The 22527-nt window shown below is 75.8% G+C and carries 14 protein-coding genes; 6 read left to right on the top strand and 8 right to left on the bottom strand.

Features of this window, described 5'->3' with window-relative positions; translation table 11 throughout:
* Positions 1–26 precede the first annotated feature (26 nt).
* From ACLQ20_RS09950 to ACLQ20_RS09930, 5 genes are read left to right on the top strand one after another with little or no spacing between them, the layout of a single operon-like run.
* Entirely contained in the window at positions 27–1493 is a 1467-nt protein-coding gene (locus ACLQ20_RS09950; protein WP_425855104.1) for a cell wall anchor protein, read from the top strand.
* Complete coding sequence (locus ACLQ20_RS09945; RefSeq protein WP_425855102.1) at positions 1490–2410, top strand: hypothetical protein; 921 nt, start codon at positions 1490–1492, stop codon at positions 2408–2410. The genes ACLQ20_RS09950 and ACLQ20_RS09945 overlap by 4 nt, the downstream gene beginning before the upstream one ends.
* A complete protein-coding gene (locus ACLQ20_RS09940) occupies positions 2403–3665 on the top strand; it encodes a CbiQ family ECF transporter T component (RefSeq protein ID WP_425855101.1) in 1263 nt (420 codons plus the stop codon). Before ACLQ20_RS09945 ends, ACLQ20_RS09940 begins: the two co-directional genes overlap by 8 nt.
* The gene (locus tag ACLQ20_RS09935; protein WP_425855099.1) at positions 3662–5293 is read left to right on the top strand and encodes an ABC transporter ATP-binding protein; all 1632 of its coding nucleotides are present in this window, start codon (positions 3662–3664) and stop codon (positions 5291–5293) included. Before ACLQ20_RS09940 ends, ACLQ20_RS09935 begins: the two co-directional genes overlap by 4 nt.
* Positions 5290–6189, top strand: a complete 900-nt coding sequence (locus ACLQ20_RS09930) for an ECF transporter S component (RefSeq protein WP_327028190.1) — start codon at positions 5290–5292, stop codon at positions 6187–6189. The genes ACLQ20_RS09935 and ACLQ20_RS09930 overlap by 4 nt, the downstream gene beginning before the upstream one ends.
* A gap of 7 nt (positions 6190–6196) precedes the next feature.
* Here the strand turns inward: ACLQ20_RS09930 and ACLQ20_RS09925 are convergent, their stop codons facing one another.
* The 8 genes from ACLQ20_RS09925 to ACLQ20_RS09890 form a co-directional block, all read right to left on the bottom strand.
* The gene (locus ACLQ20_RS09925) at positions 6197–7204 is read right to left on the bottom strand and encodes a hypothetical protein (RefSeq protein ID WP_327028189.1); all 1008 of its coding nucleotides are present in this window, start codon (positions 7202–7204) and stop codon (positions 6197–6199) included.
* A gap of 215 nt (positions 7205–7419) precedes the next feature.
* Positions 7420–8199, bottom strand: a complete 780-nt coding sequence (locus tag ACLQ20_RS09920) for an SDR family NAD(P)-dependent oxidoreductase (protein WP_425855098.1) — start codon at positions 8197–8199, stop codon at positions 7420–7422.
* Positions 8200–8452: 253 nt separating this feature from the next.
* The gene (locus ACLQ20_RS09915; RefSeq protein ID WP_425855097.1) at positions 8453–10354 is read right to left on the bottom strand and encodes a hypothetical protein; all 1902 of its coding nucleotides are present in this window, start codon (positions 10352–10354) and stop codon (positions 8453–8455) included.
* Positions 10351–14031, bottom strand: a complete 3681-nt coding sequence (locus ACLQ20_RS09910) for a vWA domain-containing protein (RefSeq protein ID WP_425855096.1) — start codon at positions 14029–14031, stop codon at positions 10351–10353. Before ACLQ20_RS09910 ends, ACLQ20_RS09915 begins: the two co-directional genes overlap by 4 nt.
* Positions 14028–15218, bottom strand: a complete 1191-nt coding sequence (locus ACLQ20_RS09905) for an ATP-binding protein (RefSeq protein ID WP_358119571.1) — start codon at positions 15216–15218, stop codon at positions 14028–14030. Before ACLQ20_RS09905 ends, ACLQ20_RS09910 begins: the two co-directional genes overlap by 4 nt.
* Before the next feature lie 49 nt (positions 15219–15267).
* On the bottom strand, positions 15268–20328 hold the full coding sequence (locus ACLQ20_RS09900) for a hypothetical protein (protein WP_425855095.1): 5061 nt from the start codon (positions 20326–20328) through the stop codon (positions 15268–15270).
* 5 nt (positions 20329–20333) lie between these two features.
* Positions 20334–21191, bottom strand: a complete 858-nt coding sequence (locus ACLQ20_RS09895; protein ID WP_151455743.1) for a DUF4132 domain-containing protein — start codon at positions 21189–21191, stop codon at positions 20334–20336.
* A 353-nt stretch (positions 21192–21544) separates the two neighbouring features.
* On the bottom strand, positions 21545–21994 hold the full coding sequence (locus tag ACLQ20_RS09890) for a MarR family winged helix-turn-helix transcriptional regulator (RefSeq protein ID WP_151455742.1): 450 nt from the start codon (positions 21992–21994) through the stop codon (positions 21545–21547).
* Positions 21995–22073: 79 nt separating this feature from the next.
* Here ACLQ20_RS09890 and ACLQ20_RS09885 point away from each other — a divergent pair, with 79 nt between their 5' ends.
* Entirely contained in the window at positions 22074–22475 is a 402-nt protein-coding gene (locus ACLQ20_RS09885; RefSeq protein ID WP_192581466.1) for a nuclear transport factor 2 family protein, read from the top strand.
* Positions 22476–22527: the final 52 nt, after the last annotated feature.

Raw genomic sequence — 22527 nt, 5'->3', positions numbered from 1 at the left:
CGACCGCTCCGCGAAAGGCACCCCTCATGTCCCGGTCCCGTTCCCGGCGTCTCGGCGCCGGCGTCGTCGCCGCCACTGCGGCGACGATCGCCGCGCTCACCGCCGTACCCCTGACCGTCGTGGCCGCGCCCGCCCCGGCCCACGCCGCCGCCGCGCGCGACGCCGCCTCCTGGCTGGCCGGCGAGTTCGCCGACGGGGTGCTGCCCGGCCCGTTCGGCGGTCCGGACTGGGGTCTGACCATCGACGGGCTCCTCGCCCTCTCCGCCACCGGGGTGGACGCGCCGGTCCGTCAGGCCGCGACGGCGCAGGTCGCGGCGCACGTGCGGTCATACAACAGCCTCGACGACTGGGGCATCCCCGGCTTCACCGACGGCGGGTCGACCGCGAAGCTGCTGTACGCCGCCTCCGCCGCCGGCGCCGATCCCACCGACTTCGGCGGCTTCGACCTGCGGACGGAGACCCTGTCGCTGGTCGCCGGGGCGGACGCGGGACACCAGCGGGGGCGGATCACCAGCCGCACCACCGCCGACACCGGTCCGGACGCCAGCAACGCCTTCGACCAGTCCTTCGCCGTGCTGGGCCTGGCTCGCAGCGGCGACGTACCGCAGGACGCCGTCGACTTCCTCATCCGTCAGCAGTGCGTGGCCGGTGGGTTCCGGCTCTACCCCGACACCGCCGACGGCCCGTCCCCGTCCTGCGACGAGCAGGCCGGCGCCACCCTCGACGTCGACTCGACCGCGATGGCCGTGCAGGCGCTGCTCGCCGCCGCCGCCGACGGCGCCGCCGGCGCCACCGCGGCGGCCGCCAGGGGCGTGGCCTGGCTGGTGGATCAGCAGCGCGCCGACGGTTCGTTCGGCGGCTCCGGCCCGACCACCGGCGCGAACTCCAACAGCACCGGCCTGGCCGGACAGGCCCTCGCCGCCGCCGGCCGCGACGCCGAGGCCGCGCGGGCCGCCGGCGCGTTGGCCGCACTACAGCTGACCGCAGCGAACGGCGGCGCGGCCGCCGCCGACGCGGGCGCCGTCGCCTACAACACCGACAGCCTGACGACGGCCGTCGCGTCCGGGATCACCGACACCGACCGGGACCAGTGGCGTCGAGGCACCGCACAGGCCGTGCTCGGCCTCGTCCGGGTGCCGCTGGGAGGCATCGGCCTCGACCCGCCGCCGTCGTCGCCCGGGCCGACCCCGACCGGCACGGCCCCGCCCACCGCCACCGCCTCCCCCAGCGCCACCACCTCCCCCACGCCCACCGGGTCACCGACGCCCACCGGGACGGCCGTCCCGACACCGAGCCCGTCCGCGACCACCGTGCCGTCGACCCCGTCCGCCACGGCGTCGACGACCGTCGCCCCGGGCGCGACCCCGACCACCCCGGGCCTGGGCGGGCTGCCGACGACCGGCGCGGCGATCACCAGCTACGTGCTGATCGCGTTCCTGCTGGTCGGCGGCGGGGTGCTGCTCGTCGTACTCGGCCGTCGGCGGGCGGCATGACCGTCCGGGCCGCCCGCGCCGGACTGGTCGTCGCCCTCACCGCCGCCGGCACGATGGTCGGATCGGGCACCCCCGCGAGGGCCGCCGGATCGGCCGGCTACTGCCCGGACGCCTCCGGTGTGACCGTGGTGGTCGACTTCAACGAACTCGGCGGCGGGACCGTGGTGCGGTGCGCCCGGGGCGAACAGTCCACCGGGCTGGCGGCGCTCAAGAACGCCGGGTTCCAGATGACCGGCACGCTGCGCTGGGGCGAGGGGTTCGTCTGCCGGATCGAGGGCAAGCCGTCGACGGCGTCCGAGAAGTGCGTCGACACGCCTCCCGCCAGCGCCTACTGGTCGTACTGGCATGCGACCAGCGGCGGCAGCTGGACGTACAGCGACAAGGGTGTGCTCAACCGCAAGCCGCCGGCCGGCAGCTTCGAGGGCTGGTCGTTCTCCCTCAACCGCAACGCCAACGACGCGCCCCGGCCGGGCGCCGCACCGAGGCGTCCCGCGCCACCGCCGCCACCACCGAGCCCTCCGCCCCCGGCACCGCCCACCCGGGGCGGCCCGGTCGCCCCACCGCCGGCAGGAGACGGTCGGCCGGTCGCGCCACCACCTGCCACCGCGGGCCGACCCGGCACGGCAGGACCGGTGCCGGGCTCCGCCGGGCCCGCGCCGCTCCCCACCGGTACGCCGACCGCCGGCGGCCCGGTCCCGACACCGAGCGCGGGCGTCGCGACGCCACCCGCGAGCGCTGCCGTCAGCCCACCGGCGGGCAGTTCCGTCGACCAGCCGGCGGTGACCGAGGTGGCCGCCCCCCGTGACGCTCGCGGGATCCCGCTGGGGACGGCGGCCGGCGTGCTGCTGCTGGTCGCGCTCGGCGCGGGCGGTCTGCTGGCCGCACGGCGGCGGCGGACCGTCGAGCCGGATGACTGACCGGAGCACCCGCCGGGTGGAGAGGCCCGCCGGAGCGGACCGGGCAGGTTCGGTGGGACGGGCGACGCGCCTGCCCCGGGCGCTGCACCCCGGCGCGTGGTGGCTGTGGGCGCTCGGCCTGGCCACCGCGGCCAGCCACACCACCAACCCGTTGCCGCTGGGCCTGCTCGTCGCCGTCGCCGCGCTGGTGGTCGTCCGGCGGCGGGGAGACGCGCCGTGGGCGCTGGCGTTCCGGATGTACCTGGTGCTCGGCGCGGTGATCGTGGCGATGCGGGTGCTGTTCCGGATCGTGTTCGGCGGCGGGCAGGGCGACCACGTGCTCGTCCGGCTTCCCGAGATCCCCCTGCCCGCGTGGGCGGCGGGAATCCGCCTGTTCGGGCCGGTCGCCGCCGAGCAGCTCCTCGGCGGGTTCTACGACGGGCTACGGCTGGCCACGATGCTGGTCTGCCTCGGCGCGGCGAACGCCCTGGCCAACCCGAAGCGGCTGCTCAAAGCCGTGCCCGGGGCCCTGTACGCGGTGGGCACCGCCGTGGTGGTGGCCCTGTCGGTCGCCCCGCAACTGGTCGAGAGCGTGCTGCGGGTCCGCCGGGCGCGGCGGCTGCGGGGTGCCTCCGGCCGGGGAGTACGGGCGTTGCGGGGCATCGCGCTGCCGGTGCTGGCCGACGCGCTGGACCGGTCGCTGGCACTGGCCGCGGCGATGGACTCCCGGGGTTACGGCCGCACCCCGGCGGTGCCGGCCGGGCAGCGCGCCGTCACCGGTGCGCTGGTGCTCGGCGGGCTGGTCGGCGTCTGCGCCGGCACGTACGGGCTGCTCGACGCCACCGGCCCCGCTTACCTGGGTCTGCCGATGCTCCTCGTCGGCCTGTCGACCGCCGTGGCCGGCATGCTGCTGGCCGGCCGTCGGGTGCGGCGCAGCCGCTACCGGCCGGACCACTGGCGGGGCGCGGAACTGCTCGTGGCCGGCTGCGGGGTGGGTGCCGCCGCGCTGACGGTACTGGCCGGTTCGGTCGATCCGGAGCTTCTCTATCCGCCGGTGAGCCCACTCACCTGGCCCGAGCTGACGCCGCTGACGCTGCTCGCCGTCGTGGTCGCGGCGGCACCGGCCTGGCTGGCGCCGCCTCCCGTGCTCGCAAGGACGTCCGCCGCGCGCGACGCCGGCCCCGCGACCACACCCCGCGGTCCGGTCGACGCCGCGCCGGCGGACGGAGCGGGTCGGCTGGCGTCGTCGTCCCCCACGCAGGGAGGCCCTTCGTGATCGACTTCGACCGGGTGACCGTCCGTTACGCCGAGAGCGACCGCCCGACCCTGCGGGACGTGACGCTGCGCATCGACGAGGGCGAGCTCTGCCTGGTCGTCGGTCGCACCGGCACGGGCAAGTCCACGCTGCTGCGGGCGATCAACGGGCTGGTGCCGCACTTCACCGGCGGCACCCTGCACGGCAGCGTGACGGTCGACGGCCGGGACACCCGCCGTCATCCGCCGCGTGACCTCGCCGACGTCGTCGGCGTGGTCGGGCAGGATCCGCTGTCCGGGTTCGTCACCGACACCGTCGAGGAGGAGCTCGCCTACGGGATGGAGCAGCTCGCCCTGCCGGCGACGGTGATGCGCAAACGGGTCGAGGAGACCCTCGACCTGCTGGGCATCGCCGAGCTTCGCGACCGGCCGCTGCGGACGCTGTCCGGCGGGCAGCAGCAGCGCGTCGCCATCGGGTCGGTCCTCACCGCCCACCCGCGGGTGCTGGTGCTCGACGAGCCCACCTCCGCGCTGGACCCCACCGCGGCGGAGGACGTGCTCGCCGTGGTGACCCGGCTGGTGCACGACCTCGGCGTGACGGTGGTGCTGGCCGAGCACCGGCTGGAACGGGTCGTCCAGTACGCCGACCGGCTGCTCTACCTGCCCGGCGACGGTCGGGTGGTGGACGGGGAACCGGCCGCCGTGCTCGCCGACGTCGACATCGCACCACCGCTGGTCGAGCTGGGCCGTCTCGCCGGCTGGACGCCGCTGCCGCTGTCCGTACGCGATGCCCGCCGGCGGGCGGCCGCCCTGCGCCACCGGCTCGCCGACGCCGCCGTGCCGGCCGCGGCGACGGTCCCGGACGCGCCCCCCGTCCTGACGGCCCGCGACGTCGTCGTGCGCTACCCGGGGACGGTCGCCGTGGCCGGCGTCGACATGGAGCTGTCTCCCGGCCGGATCGTGGCGTTGATGGGGCGCAACGGCTCCGGCAAGTCGAGCCTGCTCTGGGCGGTGCAGGGCAGCGGCCCCCGCCAGGGCGGGACCGTCGCCGTCGTCGGCGCGCAGGGCACCGTCGACCCGAAGGCCCTGCCGCCGGGCCGGGCCCGCCGGCATGTCGGTCTGGTCCCGCAGACCCCCGGTGACCTGCTGTACCTGGAGACGGTGGAGGCCGAGTGCGATCAGGCCGACCGGGAGACCGGAGCACCGGCCGGCACCTGTCGGACGATGCTCGACCAGCTCACCCCGGGGCTACCCGCCGACCGGCACCCCCGCGACCTCTCCGAGGGGCAGCGGCTCGCGCTCGCGCTCGCCGTACAGCTCACCGCCGCCCCGCCGGTGGTCCTGCTCGACGAGCCGACCCGCGGCCTGGACTACCGCGCCAAGCGGCAGTTCACCGCCGTCGTCCGACGGCTGGCCGCCGACGGCCGGGCGGTGCTGATCGCGACGCACGACGTCGAGCTCGTCGCGGCCCTCGCCGACCAGGTCGTGGTGATGGCCGAGGGGGAGATCGTCGCCGCCGGCACCACGGCGGAGGTCATGCTCGCCTCGCCGGCGTTCGCCCCGCAGGTGGCCAAGGTCCTCGCCCCCGCGCCGTGGCTGACCGTGGAGCAGGTCGCGGCCGCACTGGCCACGACCGGGGAGCCGGGGTGAGCGTGCTGCGGGTCGCCCCGCGTACCGCTGTCGTGCTGGTCCTGGCCTCGGCCGCCGCACTGGCGACCTTCACCTGGCCGTTCTTCGTCCCCGCCCATCCCGAGAGCACCGCCCGCACGGGCGAGGCGCCGCTGGTGTTCCTCGTGGTGCTGCCGGTGCTCGTCGCGCTGGTGCTGGCCGAACTCAGCTCCGGCGGCATCGACAGCAAGGCGTTGGCGATGCTCGGGGTGCTCGCGGCCGTCAACGCCGCGCTGCGCCCGCTCGGCGCCGGCACCGCAGGCATCGAGACGGTGTTCTTCCTTCTCGTACTCGCCGGCCGGGTGTTCGGGCCCGGCTTCGGCTTCCTGCTCGGCTCGACGTCGCTGTTCGCCTCCGCGCTGCTCACCGCGGGGGTCGGGCCGTGGCTGCCGTTCCAGATGCTGGCCGCGTCCTGGATCGGTCTCGGCGCCGGCCTGCTACCGGCGAGGCTGCGGGGCCGGGCCGAGATCGCTGCCCTGGCCGGCTACGGCGTCCTCGCGGCCTACGGCTACGGACTGCTGATGAACCTGTGGTTCTGGCCGTTCAGCATCGGCGCGGACACCCAACTCTCCTACGTCGCCGGAGCGCCACTGCTGGAGAACCTGCACCGCTTCGCCGTCTTCACGGCGGTCACCTCCACCTTCGGCTGGGACACCGGACGCGCGATCACCACCGCCGTGGCGATCGTCCTCGCCGGCCCCGCGGTGCTCGCCGCGCTGCGCCGCGCCGCACGGCGGGCCGCGTTCGACGCTCCGGTCACCTTCGCCGCGCCCGAACCACAGCCGGACCCACCTCGCACGGGTGGGGACGACCGGGCGGGTTCGTCCCGGCCGGTGGCCGGGGCCGCGACCACCGACCGACCGGGCGACGTCCCCTGATGTGGTCCTAGACCGCGCGGGCCACGCAGATCCTGGCGTCGAGGCGGGGCCCCGCCTCGTAGAGCATGTACTCCACGCCGCCGTCGGTGCCGAACGTCGGCGAGGCCACCCGGCCGTTGTCCGACGCGATCGGCCGGTGGAACACGCCGAGGTGGACCTCCCGGTCGAAGTTGTTGCCGACCTCGGTCAGGTACATGTTGCCGCTGCTGCCGTGGTACGCGATGTACGCGGTGCCGTTTCGCTTCAACAGGTGCGGCGCGGAGATGTCGGTGAGCCCGTCGCCCGACGGCGACACCAGCGGGTTCGGGGAGAACTGCCAGCCGCTCCAGCCGTTCGGCGACCAGCCCCAGAAGATCTTCCGGGTGCCCGGCCGGATCGTGTGTGCGCCCATGAACACCATCACGTAGCGGTTTCCCTTGCCGGCCACCGAGTGCTCGAAGACCCGCGCGTACGAGGTCTCGGTCGTGTTGGGCACCAGGTTCGTCGACAGGATCGGCGTCTCGTTGGTGAAGCGGACGCCGTCGCTCGAGCGGGCGACCCGGGTCGTGTGGTTCTCGCCGTGGAAGTACAGGTAGAACTGCCGGGTCGGCGCATCCCACACGACGTGCGGCGACGACACGTGGCTCACCGTCGTGGACGGCAGCACCCGGTCGACGACGGGATTGTTGGCGTACTCGGTGTAGGGGCCCTCGAGCCGGTTGGCGTAGGCGAGGCAGATCCCGCCGGGCGCGTCGTGTGGCGCGTAGTAGAGGTAGTAGCGGCCGAGGGCACCGCTGATCTTGTCGTAGACCCCGCGCACGCACGGGAAGATGAACTCGCCGGTCGGGTTGTAACGCAACGGCCTGTCGAACGCGTCGCGCACGTACCGGTAGTTGGGGAAGCCGGCCGGTGCGGCGAGCGCCGGCGTGGGGGTCGCGGCAAGGCCGGCGCCGGTGGTCGCGGTCGCGACACCGGCGGCTGCCGCGCCACGCAGCAGCGTGCGTCGGGAGAAGGAGCCTTCCGGGGTACGCGTCATCGCGTTCCCTCCGTTCGTGGGGCGCGCCGACTGGGGGGGTGGGGGGTGCGGGCAGGCGTCACTCGACCCCGCGCTGAGCGACCGGACGGTGTGGACGCTCGGCGCGGAACGGGTTCGTTGGTCGATGAGTCTGCGCGCGCCGTCTCGGCGGCGTCAAGATGCTAATACGAATTAGCAAACGCTCCGGCGGGCCTTGACCACGCCGGCAGGCTCGGTCACCTGACGGGAGACCCACCGTCGACCGGGATGGTGTGGCCGTGGATGAAGGAGGCGTCGTCGCTCGCGAGGAAACAGACCGTCCGGGCCACCTCGTGGGGTTCGCCGTACCGGCCCGCGGGGGCCTGCATGGTCAGGTCGTAGAACGGGAAGTCGCTGGTGATCTCCGCGCCCTCGAACGCTGCGGTCTTGATGACGCCGGGCCCGATGCCCACGGCGCGGATGCCGCGGTGGCCGTAGTCGTAGGCGATCTGCTTGGTCAGCCCGATGACACCGTGCTTGGCCGTGGTGTATTCGGCCCCGACCTCGCTGGCGACCAGACCGGAGGCCGACGAAACGTTGATCACGACGCCGCTGCCGCGCTCCAGCATGTGGGGAAGCACGGCCTTCGTCGCGAGGAAGACGCCCTTCAGGTCGACGGCCATGACGCGCTCCCACTGACTGGTCTCGATCTCGAGCAGCGGGAGGTAGGCGCCGAACACACCGGCGTTGTTCACCAGCACGTCGACGTGGCCGTACGCGTCGACGGCGGCGCTCACCATGGCGTCGACCGAAGCCTCGTCGGTGACGTCCGCCGCCACCCCGGTCGCGTCTCCCCCGGCGTCGCGAATCCGCTCCACCGTCGCGTTGGCGCGTTCCAGGGAGAGGTCGGACACGACGATCTTCGCGCCCTCCTGGGCGAGCTCCACGCACATGGACTGGCCGAGACCGGAACCGACCTGCTCGGGGCTGTATCCGCCCCCCGTCACGAGCACGACCTTGTCGGTGAGTCCACGCACGATCCATCTCCCGTCCGTTTTCGACCACGCGGATTCAATCTAGTCCCGCGTCACCGACGGCCACCGGGTTTCCCCCGATGTCCCTTGGGATCGCCCGGCGGGCGGGTCGTGACGCACACGGTCGCCAGGTGTGCGTTCCCTCGCCCGACGGCCCCGGCACCCGCCCGCGTTCGGACGGGTGCCGGAGCCTCGGTGGCGATCGCCTGGCCCGCGGTCACCGGCCCGGAGCGCGATCGCCCCGGGTCCCCGCAGGTCAGCCGAGCGGCGGGGCGGTCCAGGAGGATCGGATCAGCTCCCGCTCGGCGGCGGCGAGATGCGCGGTCGCGGCGAGCCAGGCCCACGCGTACCGGTCCGGGTCGGGATCGGTACGCCGGCCGAACGCGTCCCGGCCGCGCCGGTCGGACTCGTCGGCCAACGCGGTGGTGAGCGCGGCGGCGGTGGTGAAGCCGGCGCGGCGCAGCGGGCCGGCCAGGCCGGTGCCGTCGCCGCGGGCCGCCTCGGCGACGGCGCGGCGACCGCCCGAGACGGCCAACTCCACCAGCCGGCGGACCCGCCACAGCGGGGACTCCGCAACCGCGTCGGCGCCGACGGCCAGGACGGGTCCGGTCGTCTCCGCCGGGTCGCGCGGCGGCAGGTGGCCGCCCTGGAGCTCGTCGTAGCCGAGGTCCGCCCGGCCGTGCCAGTCCGCCGGCAGCCGCAACGTGGCGGCGGCACCGGGCACCGGGCCGACCGCGAGCGGTCGCAGCGTGCTGGCCCGGTCCGGGTCCAGCCGGCCGACCACCCGGACCCGCAGGCCGGGCCGGGAGGCGAGCCGCCGCAGGTTGGCCACGTGGGCCAGCATCGGGTGGGAGTCGACCGGCACCAGCCGGATCAGCGGCCCGTCCGGCACCGGCGCCCGCTCGCCTCCTGGGTCGGTGGCGGGGGCCAGCTCGCGGGCCAGCACCTGGTCACCGACGGCGCCCACCACCATCAGGTCACCGCCGAACAGCGCGGTCCCCGCCCGGGCCGGGTCCTCCGGGTCCTCGGTGGCGAGTTGCGCGGTCACCACCTCGGCGAGCGGGCGGGCGAACAGTCGCGCCAGCGGCCCGGTGGACCAGTCGGCCCCGGTGAGCGGGATGGCCCGGACCCCCTTACCGGCGCCGAGCCGGCCGTCCGGAGAGACGGTGGTGCCGGTGATCCGCAGGCCGCCACGGGCCAGTACCGCGTGGTTGACCGCGACCGCGCCCATCTCGGTGACCGCCCGGGCGCAGTCGCGTGCCCGGTCCGGACCGCCCGGTTTCACGTCGCCGAAGGAGAGCTGGCGCCCGTCGGCGGCGACCAGGTGGGTGACCACCCCGGCGTACCCGGTCGCGCTGATCACCGGTTCCCGGCAGACGCCGTACACCTCCAGGGTGCCGTCCGGCTGGTAGGCCCGCCGCAGGACGCCGACCAGCGCCGGGTCGGCGTCGCCGGCGGCCAGTCGGCCGGTGACGTACAGCAGGTCGTGCAGCACCTCGACCAGCTCGGCCAACCGGTGGCCGTTCTGCCGTCCCCGGTGTGCGCGCAGCCCACGTACCGTGCGCAGCGCGGCGCTCTCGGCCCGCGGTAGGCCGGCCAGCCGGGCGCCGTGGGCGGCCCGCAGCAGTTCGGCCTGGGGCACCGCCCCGGCCGCCGGCACGCCGGCCGCGAGCACCGCGGCGGCCGCCCGCCACAGCGCGCCGGCCGCGGCCCGCTGCGCCTTCGTCGGTGCCGCGCCGGCCGACTTCCTGGTACGCCCGGTCCGGCCGGACGCCGCGGCGGCGCTGTCCGACGCCGGGGACGCCGCGGCGGTGAACGCCGGATCGGGGTGGGCGGCCGGGTCGGCGACGGGGCAGGCGAGCAGGACGGCGGTGCGGTGCAGACAGCGGGGCGCCAGCAGGCAGCTGCACCGCGCCTGGTGCGGGTCGGTGACCGCGCCCGTCGCTCCGGGCGTCAGGGTGACCAGCGACTCCGGACCGCAGTCGACCGACACGCCGCCGTCGACCGGGCCGACCGGTACGCCGGCCAGCCGTTCGACGGCGGCGTCGAGCCGCCTGTGCAGCCGGGGTGGCAGGGCCGCCACCGCCGCGGCGGCGACCGCCGGCAGCACCGGCGGCAACCGGTCGGTGTCCACGGCGGTGGCTGTGCGGTCCGTCAACGTGATCCTCCGCGGATGCGGTCGCCCACCCAGCGGGCGAGTTCGAGCGGGCTGAGAGCGGCGACCGGCATCCCGGCCGCGACGAGCTGCTCGGCGACCGGCACCGAGTAGCAGGGCACTCCCCTGTCGTTCAGCGCGGCGCAGCCGAGCAGGTGCACGCCGGAACCGACCAGCGTGCGGACCTCTCCGAGCAGCCCGGCCAGCGCATAACCCTCCTCGAAGTCGCTGACCACCGCGACGATGGTGCGGCTCGGCACGGTCACCAGCGAGCGGGCGGCGGCCAGCCCGGCGGCGATGTGCGTACCGCCGCCGACGCACACCTCCAGCAGCAGCGACAGCGGGTCGTCGACCCGGTCGGTCAGGTCGACCACCTCGGTGGAGAAGGCGAGGAAGTGGGTGGACAGGGTGGGCACCCCGGCCAGTACGGCGGCGGTCAACGCCGACCACACCACCGACGCCTCCATCGAGCCGGACACGTCGACCACCAGCACCAGCCGCCAGTCGGCCTCCTTGCGGGTGCGGCTGTTGAAGACCGGGCGTTGCGGCACCACCACCGTCCGGCCGTCGCCGAGCCGCTGGGTGTGCGCCAGGTTCGCCCGCAGCGTACGGGCCAGGTTGATCCGGCCACCGGGACGGCTGGTCGGACGCGGGTTGGTCAGCCCGGTCAGCGCCGGACGCACCTGGGTGGCGAGCTGCCTGGTCAGCTCCTCGACCAGCCGCCGTACCAGTGGCCGCAGCTTGGCCAACTGCCCCTCGGGCAGGCCACCGGCCAGCGACAGCACCGAGGTCAGCAGTTCCATCGAGGGGCGTACGGCGGCCGGGTCGAGTTCGGTGAGCACGTCGGTACGGCCGCTCTCGGCCGCCCGGGCGATGACCTCCTCGCGTACGGCGGTGCCGAACAGCGCCTCGAGTTCGTCGGCCCACTCGCGGGCGGTCGGGAAGGAGGCCTCCTGGCCGCCGCCGGCCGCCTGCCCGAGGTCGGTGGCGCCCTCGCCCTGGCCCGCCCCGTACAGCTCGTCCAGGGCGCGGGCGTAGCGGCGGGCGTCGGCCGGCAACCGGTCGGGCTGGCGGCCGAGCAGCAGCCGCCACCGGTCGCTGGCGGTGAGCCGGGCGTCCGGGGTGTCCGGCCCGGGCGTGACGTCGGCATCGGCGTCGACCTCGGTGGGGCCGGTCGGCGTGCCCGGGACGGGGAGGTGGCGGGCGAGCAGGGCGGCCCGACCGGCCGCGTCGGCGGCGGCCCAGCGGGCCAGCAGCTCCGGCGGGGCGGACAGGCTCAGGTCGAGCCGGTCACCCAGCCGTTCGGTGACGGTGTGCAGCAGCCGGTCCCGGGCCGCCGGGGTGAGCACGTCGAACCCCCCGCGCAGCGCGGGCAGCCGGTCCAGGAAGTCGGCGTCGGGGAGCCGCTCGATCCGTTCCAGCAGCGGGTCCAGCGCGGCCGGGGCGGACTGCAACAGCGGGTGTGCCCCGGTGAGCAGGCCGCCGAGCAGCCGGTGCAGGTGCCGTCGGGTGTCCGGTCCGGTCGCCGCGTCGATCCAGCCGGCCACCCGGGTGCCCAGGGTCTCCAGGTCGGTCAGGTCGAGCAGCACCCGGGCGGCCAGGGCGGCGCCCTGGATCAGCGGCGAACCGGCGCGGGCCAGGTGGTCGAGGGCCTCGTCCAGGCGCAGCCCGATGCGGTCCTCGCCGGCCCGTACCGCGAGGTCGACCAGCGCGGCGGCGTCGGCCGGGGTGTCGCTGCCGGCCAGGCCGGGCAGCCCGCGCACCGCCGCGTCCAGCAGCACGACGGCCAGCTCAGCCGCCCGGGCCCGGCCGTCGGCGGTGGTGCCGGGCAGGTGCTCGCGGCGCAGCGCCTCCAGCAGGTCCAGTGCGGCCAGCAGCTCCGGCAGCGTGCCGGTGCCCGGCAGCACCGTGGCGGCCAGGTCGAGCCGGTCGGTGACCAGCTCCGGCAGGTCGCACCGGGCGGCGTCGCGCAGCCCGGTGAGCAGCTGCGCGGCGGTGGGGCCACCGTCGGCGGCCTCCCGGCGGAACCGCTCCCGCAGGGTGCCGGCGGCGGCCAGCGCGGCGGTCACCCCGCGTACGCCGACCAGGTCCAGCCGGGCCGCCACGGACGGCGTCCAGGCCAGCTGCCAGCGGGTGGTCAGGGCGGCGCCGTCGCCGGTGCCGGACACCGCGACGGGCTCGCCGTAGCCGACGCCGCAGATCTGGAGGCGTTGCAGCAGGATCTCCCGCCGCCCGTCCAGGTCGGTGCGCAGCGGGTCCAGCCGCACCTCGCGGGCCTTGGGGCTGCCCGGGTCGGGCAGCCGCAGCGTGGCGAGTTCCGCCTCGACCGCCGGGCCGAGCCCGGAGCGCGGCGTGCCGGGGGCGATGCGGCCCCGTTCGGCGCCGACCAGCACGTTCTCCAGGGCCCTGGCCAGCGCCCGGCCGCGGCCGAGCAGTTCACCCTGGCCGAGCACGGTGGTCACCGCCTCCAGCACCTCGCCCCGGCCGGGGGCGGGCAGGTTCCGCAGCCGGGCCAGGTCGTCGGCGAGCCGTACCGTCTCGGTGGCCTCGCCGGTGCCGGCGGTGTGGCCGGCCGCGCGGAGTTCCCGGCACAGGTCGGTGACCGCCCGGGCGGCGGCGGCCCGGATCCGTTCCGGGTCGCCGGCGGCGGTGAAGACGGACTGCTGCCAGCGCGGGTCGCGGATCCCGGCCGGGTAGCCGGACCGGGAGTCGAGCAGGTCGAACGCGTACGGCACCAGCGAGGTGACCGCCGTGCGGTCGCCGTCGGTGGCGGCCGGTCCGGGCGGGGTCGTCACGGACCGGACCGGATCGGCCGGGGCGGTGCCGGGCCGGGTGGACGCGACGTCGACGGCGGCGGTCGACGGGGCGGGGACAAGGGCCGGGGCGTGGAAGGCGCCGACGACGGCGGCGACCCGCCGGCCGTCGACGCCGGCCTCGGCCAGTACCCGGCGCATGTGCCGCTCGCGGGCCAGGTCCCGGCCCGGTACGCCGTCGCGGTTGGCGCTGTCGGTACGCATCGCCCAGCCGACGCCGAGCGCGGCCCGGCGGACAGCCTCGGGCGGGCAGCCCGGGGCGCGCACCTCGACCACCCGGTCCCACAGGTCGTCGCCGTCGCGGCCGGTGCCGCTGGCGCTGAGCGCGGCGGCGTAGGACCGGCGCAGGCCGGGCACCGGCTCCCCCGCGTCCGGTGCGGGCTCGTCACCGGCGGCCGGCTCGGCACCGGCAGTCGGGTCGGGGTCGGCGGCGCCGGCGCTCCAGCCGGGGTCGGCCAGCGGCAGGTCGCAGCAGACCACCTCCACGCCGTGCTGCCGGGCCCAGCGGATCGCGGCCAGTTCCGGGGAGAAGTCGGCGAACGGGTAGAAGCCCATCGGCCCGTCCGCGCCGTGGCTGCCGACCAGGGCCAGCGGGGCCCGGGCGGCCGGATCGGACAGGTACGGCAGCCAGCGCTGGAAGTCGGCCGGCAGCTCGATGCAGACCACCTCGGCCCCGGCGGCGTCCAGCAGCGCCGGCACCACCGCCGCCAGCGCCGGGCTGTGGTGCCGCACCCCGATCAGGTACGGCCGCACCGAACCGGCGAGCGCGTCGACCACGGCGCGCGGATCGGCCGACGTCGCATCGGCCCTCGCCGGGTCGGCGGCCGGCGGGGCCGCACCGGGCGTCGTACTGGAGAGGGTCGTCACCGCAGGCTCTCCCGCAGGTCCCAGAGCCGGCGCCACATCGCCGAGCCGTCCTCGGCGCGGCGACGGACCGGGCCGTCCCAGTAGCCGAGCAGCCGGGCGTGGTCGTTCTGGTCGTCCTTGCGGACCACGCCGAGCAGGTGCCCGGGCACCAGGTCGAGCGCGTCCCCACCGGGCAGGTACGCGGCGGCCAGGCCGAGCGACACCGCCACCTGCACCGCCTCGGCGGTGGACATCACCGTGCCGGGCCGTTCCACGTCCCAGCCCTCGCCCGACCGGCCGGAACGCAGGTCGCGGAACACGGTGACCAGGGCGTCCAGCACCGCGTCGTCCACCGTGTACGCCGCGCCGGCGCGCTGCACGGCGGCGGTGGCCTGCTGGCGGACCAGGTCGGTCTCGACGTCCGCGTCGGAGATCGGGTGGATGGTCTCGAAGTTGAACCGGCGCTTGAGGGCCGAGGACATCTCCGACACGCCCCGGTCCCGCAGGTTGGCGGTGGCGATCACGGTGAACCCGGGCGTGGCGCGGATCAGCCCGTCCTCGGTGCCGGACAGCTCCGGCACGTTCATCCGCCGGTCGGACAGGATGGACACCAGCGCGTCCTGCACCTCGGGCAGGCAGCGGGTGACCTCCTCGATCCGGACCACCCGGCCGGTGCGCATCGCGGTCAGCACCGGCGAGTCGACAAGCGCCTGCGGGGTCGGACCCTGGGCGAGCAGCAGGGCGTAGTTCCAGCCGTACCGGAAGGCGTCCTCGGTGGTGCCGGCGGTGCCCTGCACGGTCAGCGCGCTGGTGCCGCAGACGGCGGCGGCCAGCAGCTCGGACAGCATGGACTTGGCGGTGCCGGGCTCGCCGACCAGCAGCAGGCCCCGTTCACCGGCCAGGGTGACCACGCACCGCTCGACCAGGCTCCGCTCGCCGACGAACTTCGCCGGGATGGTCATGCTGGCCGGCAGTCCGGTGCCGTCCGCGCCGGTGCGCCGCTCGGCGGGCAGCTTCAACGCCTCGCCGTCGCTGCCCTGGATGAAGGTGACCACGGCGCGCGGGGTCAGCGCCCAGCCCGGCGGCCGGGCCCCGTCGTCGTACGCGGCCAGGAAGGCCAGCTCGTCGGCGTACCGCTGCTCGGCGGAGAGGACCTGGGCGGCGGTCTCCGGCGCCACGGTGGGGCGGACGTGTTCCGTCACGGTCACGGGCGTTCCTCGATCTCTTTCGGTTCGGATGGGGGTGGTGTGGGGTGGGTCAGCGGGAGGTGGGCAGGTGGTCGAAGCGGGGCCGGTCACCGTCGCGCAGGCGTTGCCAGGCGCGCCGGTGGAGCTCGGCGGCCGGTGCGAACGGCACCGTCACGCCGAGCGCGGCCGTGCCGTCGGGTGCGAGGTCGAACAGGGCGGCCTTCCAGCCCTCGATCGGTGCCTGCCCGCTGCCGCGCTCCAGCCACGGGCCGGGCAGGAACAGCGACCGGCCGGCCCGGGACCGGCTGGCCTCGACGACCAGGTCGGTGCCGGCCAGTTCGGCGCGGGCCGCCTTCAGCCGCGCCGGCTTCCAGCCGGTCCACTTCGCCGTGTTGCGGTCGGTCGGGTCCGGCATGGCCAGCAGCATCAGGTACACCGCCGCCGCGTCGGCGCCCAGGCCGTGCGCCCCGGCCACCTCGGCGACCAGGTCCGGCACCGACCGGGTCGGGTCCTGCGGCCACCAGGTGCCGTCCACCGCCCGCGCACCGCCGGCCGGCTCCCCCGGATCGCCGAGCAGCGCCACGAAGAGTGGGTCACGGACCAGGCGCAGCGCCACCTCGACCGGGTACGGCTTCGCGGCGTCCCCGCGCAGCGCCGGCAGGTACGGGTCCGTCCCGTCGGCGTCGAGCAGGTCCGGCCGCAGCGCGGGCGACGGCTGGCTGTCGTAGGTGGACAGGACGATGGCGCCGTACCGTTCCCAACCGGGGCCGGTCTCCGACGGGGTGCCCGCCACCTGCCGGAACGCGGGCAGGGACACGTACTGGTCGAGGTCGAGCAGCAGGCCGGGGCTGGCCAGCCGGTTCCGGATCGCGGCCAGCGCGCCGGGCAGCGCGGCCCGGCACGCGTCCCCGGCCGGCGTGTGGTGGGCGACCCAGGCCGCCAAAGCGACCGTGGAGCGCAGCACGTGACCGGTGAAGCCCGCCGCCTTTGCGTCGGCCGGCCGGGCCCGGTCGCCCCTGACCTCGAAGGCCAGGTCGGTGCTCAGCTCGGCCGAACGGGCCGGGTCGAGCAGCGCCGGCAACGCCTTCGCCGGCGCCCAGCCGGTGCGGACCGCGCGCGTCGCCTCGGCGAGCAGGTGTTCGGGCACCACCACCCGGCGCCCCAGGGCGGCGTTCCACACCGCCGCGGCGGCGGCCACGTCCGGGCCCTCGGTCCACAGCCGGGCCGGTTCCTCGGGCAGCAGCGCCGAGACCACGGCCCGCCGCAGCGTCGCCCGGGCCTCCCGCAGCACCCCGAACGCCAGCTTGACCTCCCCGACCTGCCTGATCCCGAGCGCCTTGCGCAGCTCGGCCGGCATCGTGTTCGCCGAGTCCGCGTACGGCAGGCCGGCCAGCACCAGCTTCGCGGCGGTGGGGGTGACGCCGGTCAGCTCGGCGAACTGTTCGGCCGCCTCCGGCCGCCAGGGCAGCGGGCCGCGCGCGGCCGACTCGGCGAGGAACCCGGCCAGCCAGCCGGCCGGCCGGCCGTCACCGACTGGCTCCGAGGAGTGCACCGTGTACGGCTCGGGCACGGCGAACACACCGGCCGGATCGTGGTGCAGCGCGTCGAAGAAGTAGCCGGTGGCCGTACCGCTGGAGTTGAGGACGGCGACGAACGCCCCGTCGGGCAACGGCAGGATGCCGGGCCTGGGGTAGCGGCGCGAGCCGTCCGGGTTCTTCAGCTCGTCGTCGAGCAGGTGCAGCCTGCACCGGCGCCACCGCCCCGGCTCCGCCGCCGTGCTCAGGTCGAGCCCGTCCAGCTCCGTGAGCAGGGCCCGCAGCGTCTCCCGGTGCTCGTCCGGGGTGACCGCCGCGACGGCCCGGTAGGCGACCGCGGCGACGCCCCCGAGCAGGGACCACCAGTCCGGCGTGGACGGCAGCGACGGCCCGTCGAGGTGCAGCCGCACGGCGGAGCCGTTCCCGCCCGTGGCGGAGCCGTTTCCGCCCGTGGCGGAGCGCCGGATGGTGAACGCCTGGAACTGGGTGAAGACGCCGGTCGCGGTGCCCGCCCCGTGGGTCGAGCCGCGCAGGCCGTCCAGCGCCTCGCTGAGCTGCCGGTCGGTGGGTCCGGTCACGGTGGCCGTCGGCACCACCGCGACCGGGGCGGACAGCGACCTGGTGAGCCGCTCCGTCACCGCCTCCAGGTCGGTGCGTACCCGGGCGGCCAGCCGCAGCGCCCCGACCACCCCGGCCAGCAGGGCGTCGTGACTGAGCGCCGGCACCGTCGAGCGGACCAGCTCCACCAGCGCGTCCGTGTCGTCCTCGACGGCGGTGGTGGCGGGGCCGGAGCCGGCGCCGACCGTGGACGCGGGAACGGCGACGGGAAGGCCGGTGATGGCCTGGGTGGCCACGGTCAGCCCGGACCGCGCCGCCGCGCGGGCCGCGGCCCGTGCCGCCTCTTCGGCCAGGACGGCGCGGCGCTCGTCGAGGGCGACCTTCAGCAGCGCGGCGGCGGTCTCCCGGTCCATCCGGCGCAGGGCGGTGGAGCCGGCCGGGTCGCGAGGCAGCAGGTTGCCGAGAAACTGCCGGGCCGGCAGCGGGACCGTGCCGGGGCTGTAGTCCCGGTTGGACGGCGGTCCGGCGGCGGCCGACACCACCCCGTCCGGGTCGACCAGGACGAGGCCCTTGAGCACGGCCCGGGGCCGGTCGTCGCCGGGCAGCACCAGCGCCGCGACCGGCTCCTGGCCCGCGGCGACGGTGACGGTACGACCGGCCAGGTCCGTACCGCGTACCGAACCGTCCGGCAGCGTGACCACCCGCCAGCCGAGCAGCCCGTCCACGGGGACGGCGGCCGGGGTGGCCCGGTCGGACAGGGCCGGCCGCAGCCAGCTGGCCGATTCCTGGAGGCGGCTCCCGTCGACCGGGAGGTCGGCCAGGAACCCGGGCAGGCCGCGCCGGCCATGGGTGTTGGCGACCGGGTCGTACTCGCGCCAGCCGTGGGTGTCGTCGTCCTCGCCGTGCCGGTACACCCAGTGCGAGGTGCCGTCGGTGATGACCGGCAGCTCCGACGGGACAGCGGTGTCACCGGCGTGCAGCACGCCGTCGCCGGTGGTCCGGCCGCCGCCGGCCAGCGGCAGGGTGATCTGCTTCCCGCGCGGCTGGCTGCCGTGGTGACGGCCCTGGATGAGCTGCGGTTCGCCGGGCGACGAGTGCCAGTAGCCACGCAGGTCGTAGTTGAGCGCCTTGGAACGCCAGTAGACCAGCAGTTGGCCGTCGACGTAGTGGTAGCCGGGCTGGCCCCACATGTCGCCGGCCGGGATGCGCAGGTCGTGGCGAAGCACGATGCCCTCGGCGCCGATCACGCGCACCGTGGTCGGCCCGCCCAGGATCGCGTACGGCCAGGCCTCCTGCCGGATCACCTCGACCTGCCGGTCGCCGCCGGTGACCTCCTGCCAGGCCAGCTCCCAGTCCGGCCAGCCCAGCTCGGCGAGGAGTCCGCCGCGCAGGCTGCGGGCGACGCGCTCGGCGAGGTCGACGCCGAGGGCCTGCCCGAGGCCGCCGCCCCGGCCGGGCTCGCCCGCTCCGTCGAGCTCGTCGGAGACCAGGCGCAGCGCCTCGACCGGGAGCCGGCCCAGCCAGTCCACCGACGCCGGCAGGTACGGCAGCCCGGCGGCGAACCGGTCGCGGATCCGGGCCCGCAGCCAGTCGATCAGCATCGGCCGGACGCCCGGCGTCTCGACCATCCGGCGCAGGGCGGCCTGCTGGTCGTCGAGCTGGTCGAGGCCCCGGCGCAGGGCGCCGGTGAACCGGTCGTCGCCCGCCACGGCGAGCAGATCGCGCTCTCCCCCGCGCTTGACCCAGTTCGCCAGGTCCAGGGCCTCGTGCTCCTTCGGCGCGGCCACCGGCAGGTCGAGGGCGAGCAGCAGGTCGAGCAGTTCCAGGTCCCCGTCCGCGCCGAGGGTCTCGCCGCTGTCGGCCAGCTCGACGCGCAGCCGGTCCGCCATCCGCTCGACGAGCGGGTACAGCTGCGGCAGCCGACGGCGGTGGTGGCCGGAGTTGACCCGGCCCACGAAGCGGCGCAGCCAGCCGACGGAGCCGTCCTGCGGGCGGGCCGGGTCCGGCACGTCCGCGTCGGACAGCCCGGCGAGCGCACCGGTGTCGGTCAGCAGGGCCAGCCACGTGACCAGGTCGTCCCGGTCGGCGGGCATCAGGTCGAGCAGGCTGCCGCGGATCGCCGGGTCACGGCCGGCCAGCGCCGTCACCGCCGGCAGGTGCGCCTTCCACCAGCCGGCCGGCGCCTCGGCGGCCACCGGCAACCGGAGCAGCTCGGTCAGGTAGGCCGCCTCGCGCTCGGCGACGGCGGCCGCGCCGGCCTTACCGGCGGCCTTGGTGGCGGCCCGGACCAGCCGGTTCACCACGCCGGCCGACTGGGTGGACGGGACCACGCCGGCGGTCGCGGCCCGCAGCGCCAGCCGGCAGAACCGCTCCAGCGCCTCGCCTGCCGGCAACTGGGCGGACAGCTCCTTGGCGTAGCCCGCCAACGCGGTCGCGGACACGACCTTGGCCGAGGCGAACTCCACGTAGACCTCGTCCAGCCGGTTCAGGTCGACCGGCAGGCCGTGCTGCGCCTCCGCCTTACGCGCCTTGTTGAACAGCTGCGTCGCGTACGCGTCCTGCCCGGCGGCCAGGAACACCCGCGCCGCCTGCTCGAAGAACGTCGGCAGGAAGTGCGGCAGCGTGCGGGCGAGCCGGTCGGCGATGCTCTGGTGCCCGTCCAGGGCGGCCTTCGGCCGCGACCGCACCTGCTTGGCCAGCTTCTGCAACTCCGGCACCACCGCCAACGCGTGCCGGCCGTCCGCCGGGTGGTGCACCAGCACCCACTCGGGGAACGCCAGCGGCCGGCGGGGGCCCAGCCCGACGACGACCGGCTCGGCGCCCGGCTTCAGGCCGAGGAACTCGACGGCGATGTCCTCGCCCTCGCCGAGTGCGGCGTCGACCAGGCGGACCACCGGTCGGTCGCCGAGGACCGGGTGCCGGTAGGTGCGGGCGGTGAGGGGCACCGCCCGGTCGCCGGCCCCGGCGGTGTCGGCCGGCAGCACCGCGCCGGCGGTCAGCAGGCTCTCGACCGAGCCGTCGCCGGTGGTCGTCGTCATCCCGGTCACGCCTTCTTCCCCGTTCCGGTCACGGCACCGGACAGGGCCGTCGCCATTCGCATTCCTTCCGACCAGGCCACCGGCCCGACCTCGGTCAACCGCAACGTCGGGCCGTCCACCGCCGACCAGGAGAGGTTGCCCAGGGTCGCCTCGGAGTCCCAGTAGTCCTCGTCGAACCGCATGGCGGCCTCGACCGTGCGGCCTGCCTCCCAGATCCGGCACCTGACCTGCGAGCCGGAGACCCGGAAGCCGAGCGTGGCGGCCCGGGCGGCGAGCCGGTTGGGGACCGTGGTGCCGCGGAAGTCGGTGATGGCCGTGTCGCGCTGCTTCAGCACGTCGGGCTTGCCCCAAGTGCCCCGGTGCAGTTGCTCGATCCGCTGGGTGACGTCCAGTTCGTCGGCGAACTCGCGCAGGTCGGGCAGGTCGGGCAGGCGCACCGGGTGCGGCAGCGTGGCGGTCGCCGGCGAGAGCCGGACGGTGTCCCCGTCGAGGTTGACCACGCGGAGGTCGCCGGTGTCGGTGACGTCGCGCAGGAAGCCCGGCTCGGCCGGGTCGTCCCCGAGGACCACGAGGTCGCGCAGCGCGTCCTGCCAGGCCGGGTCCGGCCAGACCCGGGCCAGCAGCCCCGTCGGCACCGGCAGCGAGGACACCACCCAGGCGTCGACCCGGGCCAGGCATTCGGCGGCGTGCCGGTCCAGCCACTGGGCGAGCTGGCGCAGCCGGTCCACCTCGGGGTCGTCACGCAGCGCCTTCGGCAACGTCTTCAGGGGACGGCCACCGGCGCGCGGGCCGGTGGACCGGGCCGCCACCTTTCCGTCCACGAGGGAGATCTCGTACGAGTCTCCCACCGGTAGCCAGGCCATCAGGAATACCCTCCGCAGTGGCAGAACAGCCAGATTTCGTGAGGAATCGGCCGTGATCGACAACGAGGGCACGCTAACAGTAGTGACCGACACGACAGCGACCCATCGGCCGAGCAGCCGAGGCCCGGTCAGCGGGACGAGCGGACGCGATCCGCGGAAGCCGCAGGTCCGGGCGGTCCGAGCGCACCGCGAACGGTCAGTCGCGGCCCCGACGGGAGAAGATGTGATGACCTAGGTCACACCAGCCGGCCGGCGGCCGGCGGTCGGCGGCCGGCGTCTGCGTCCGCATCGACACGTCGGCTGATCGGTAGCGCGAGCGCCGGTGGGTGCGGCCCGGTGGCGCTCAGGCCGGATCACGATGTCGGCGCGCCGCCGTGGTGGTCGAGCACCTTGCCGAGCAACGCGACCAGGGCCTGCCGTTCGGCGGCCGACAGTGGGGCGAGCAACTCGTCCTGCACGTCGTCGAGCGCGCGGTCCAGCCGCCGCAGCTGTCGCACGCCCGCCTCGGTGCTGCTGACGATGTTGCGTCGGCGGTCCGCCGGGTCGGCGCTGCGCTCGACGAAGCCCTCCCCCTCCAGCTCGGTCACGGCCGCGACGACGTCGCTGCGGTCCATGCGGCAGCGCCGCCCCAGCTCCGCCTGGCTCGCGGGACCGAACTCCTGCAACGCCGCGAGCACCCGATAGTGGTAGCCCCGTGCGCCCGCGGTGGCGAACCCCTGGGCGACGAGCCGCCGCGCGTGCACCGCGGTCTGCGTGATCAGCCAGCTCGCCTTCGTGGCGAGACGATCCGGTGTCGGTTCCACGGGTGACCACGCTAACAGGCCGTTGGCCGCGCCAACGATCTGCCATATCGTTGGCGTCACCAACGATATGGAGAATGAGATGTCACCCGTGACCGACCGCACCGAGATCGCCGAACTCGTCGCCCGGCTCGCCCAGGCACTGGACGAGCGGCGCTTCGAGGACCTGCGGGGCGTCTATGCCCCGGACGCCGAGACCAGCAGCCCGCGCGGGGCCCTGCACGGCATCGACGACATCGTCGACGTCCTACGGCGGACCAGCCCCGAGGAGGAGTCGACCCAGCACCTCAACACCGACGTGGTGGTGGATCTCGACGGCGACCACGCCGAGGTCGGCACCCATCAGCTCGTGTACTTCTTCCGCCGGGGCGAGGCGCCGCACCGGGTCGCCGGTGTCCAGGCCCGCTACACCGCCACGCGTACGCCGACCGGCTGGCGCTTCGCGCGGGCCCGGATCTCCCCACTCTGGCAGCACGTCTCGTAGCCGCCATGAACGGAGCCACCTCGCCGCCGGCGGCGAGGTGGCCGGCGGCCCG

This window comes from Micromonospora sp. DT46, assembly GCF_049841735.1.
In the GTDB taxonomy this organism is placed as follows: Bacteria; Actinomycetota; Actinomycetes; order Mycobacteriales; family Micromonosporaceae; genus Micromonospora; species Micromonospora reichwaldensis.
Note: the sequence above shows the minus strand (reverse complement) of the source record. Positions and strands in the feature narration are given on the sequence as shown.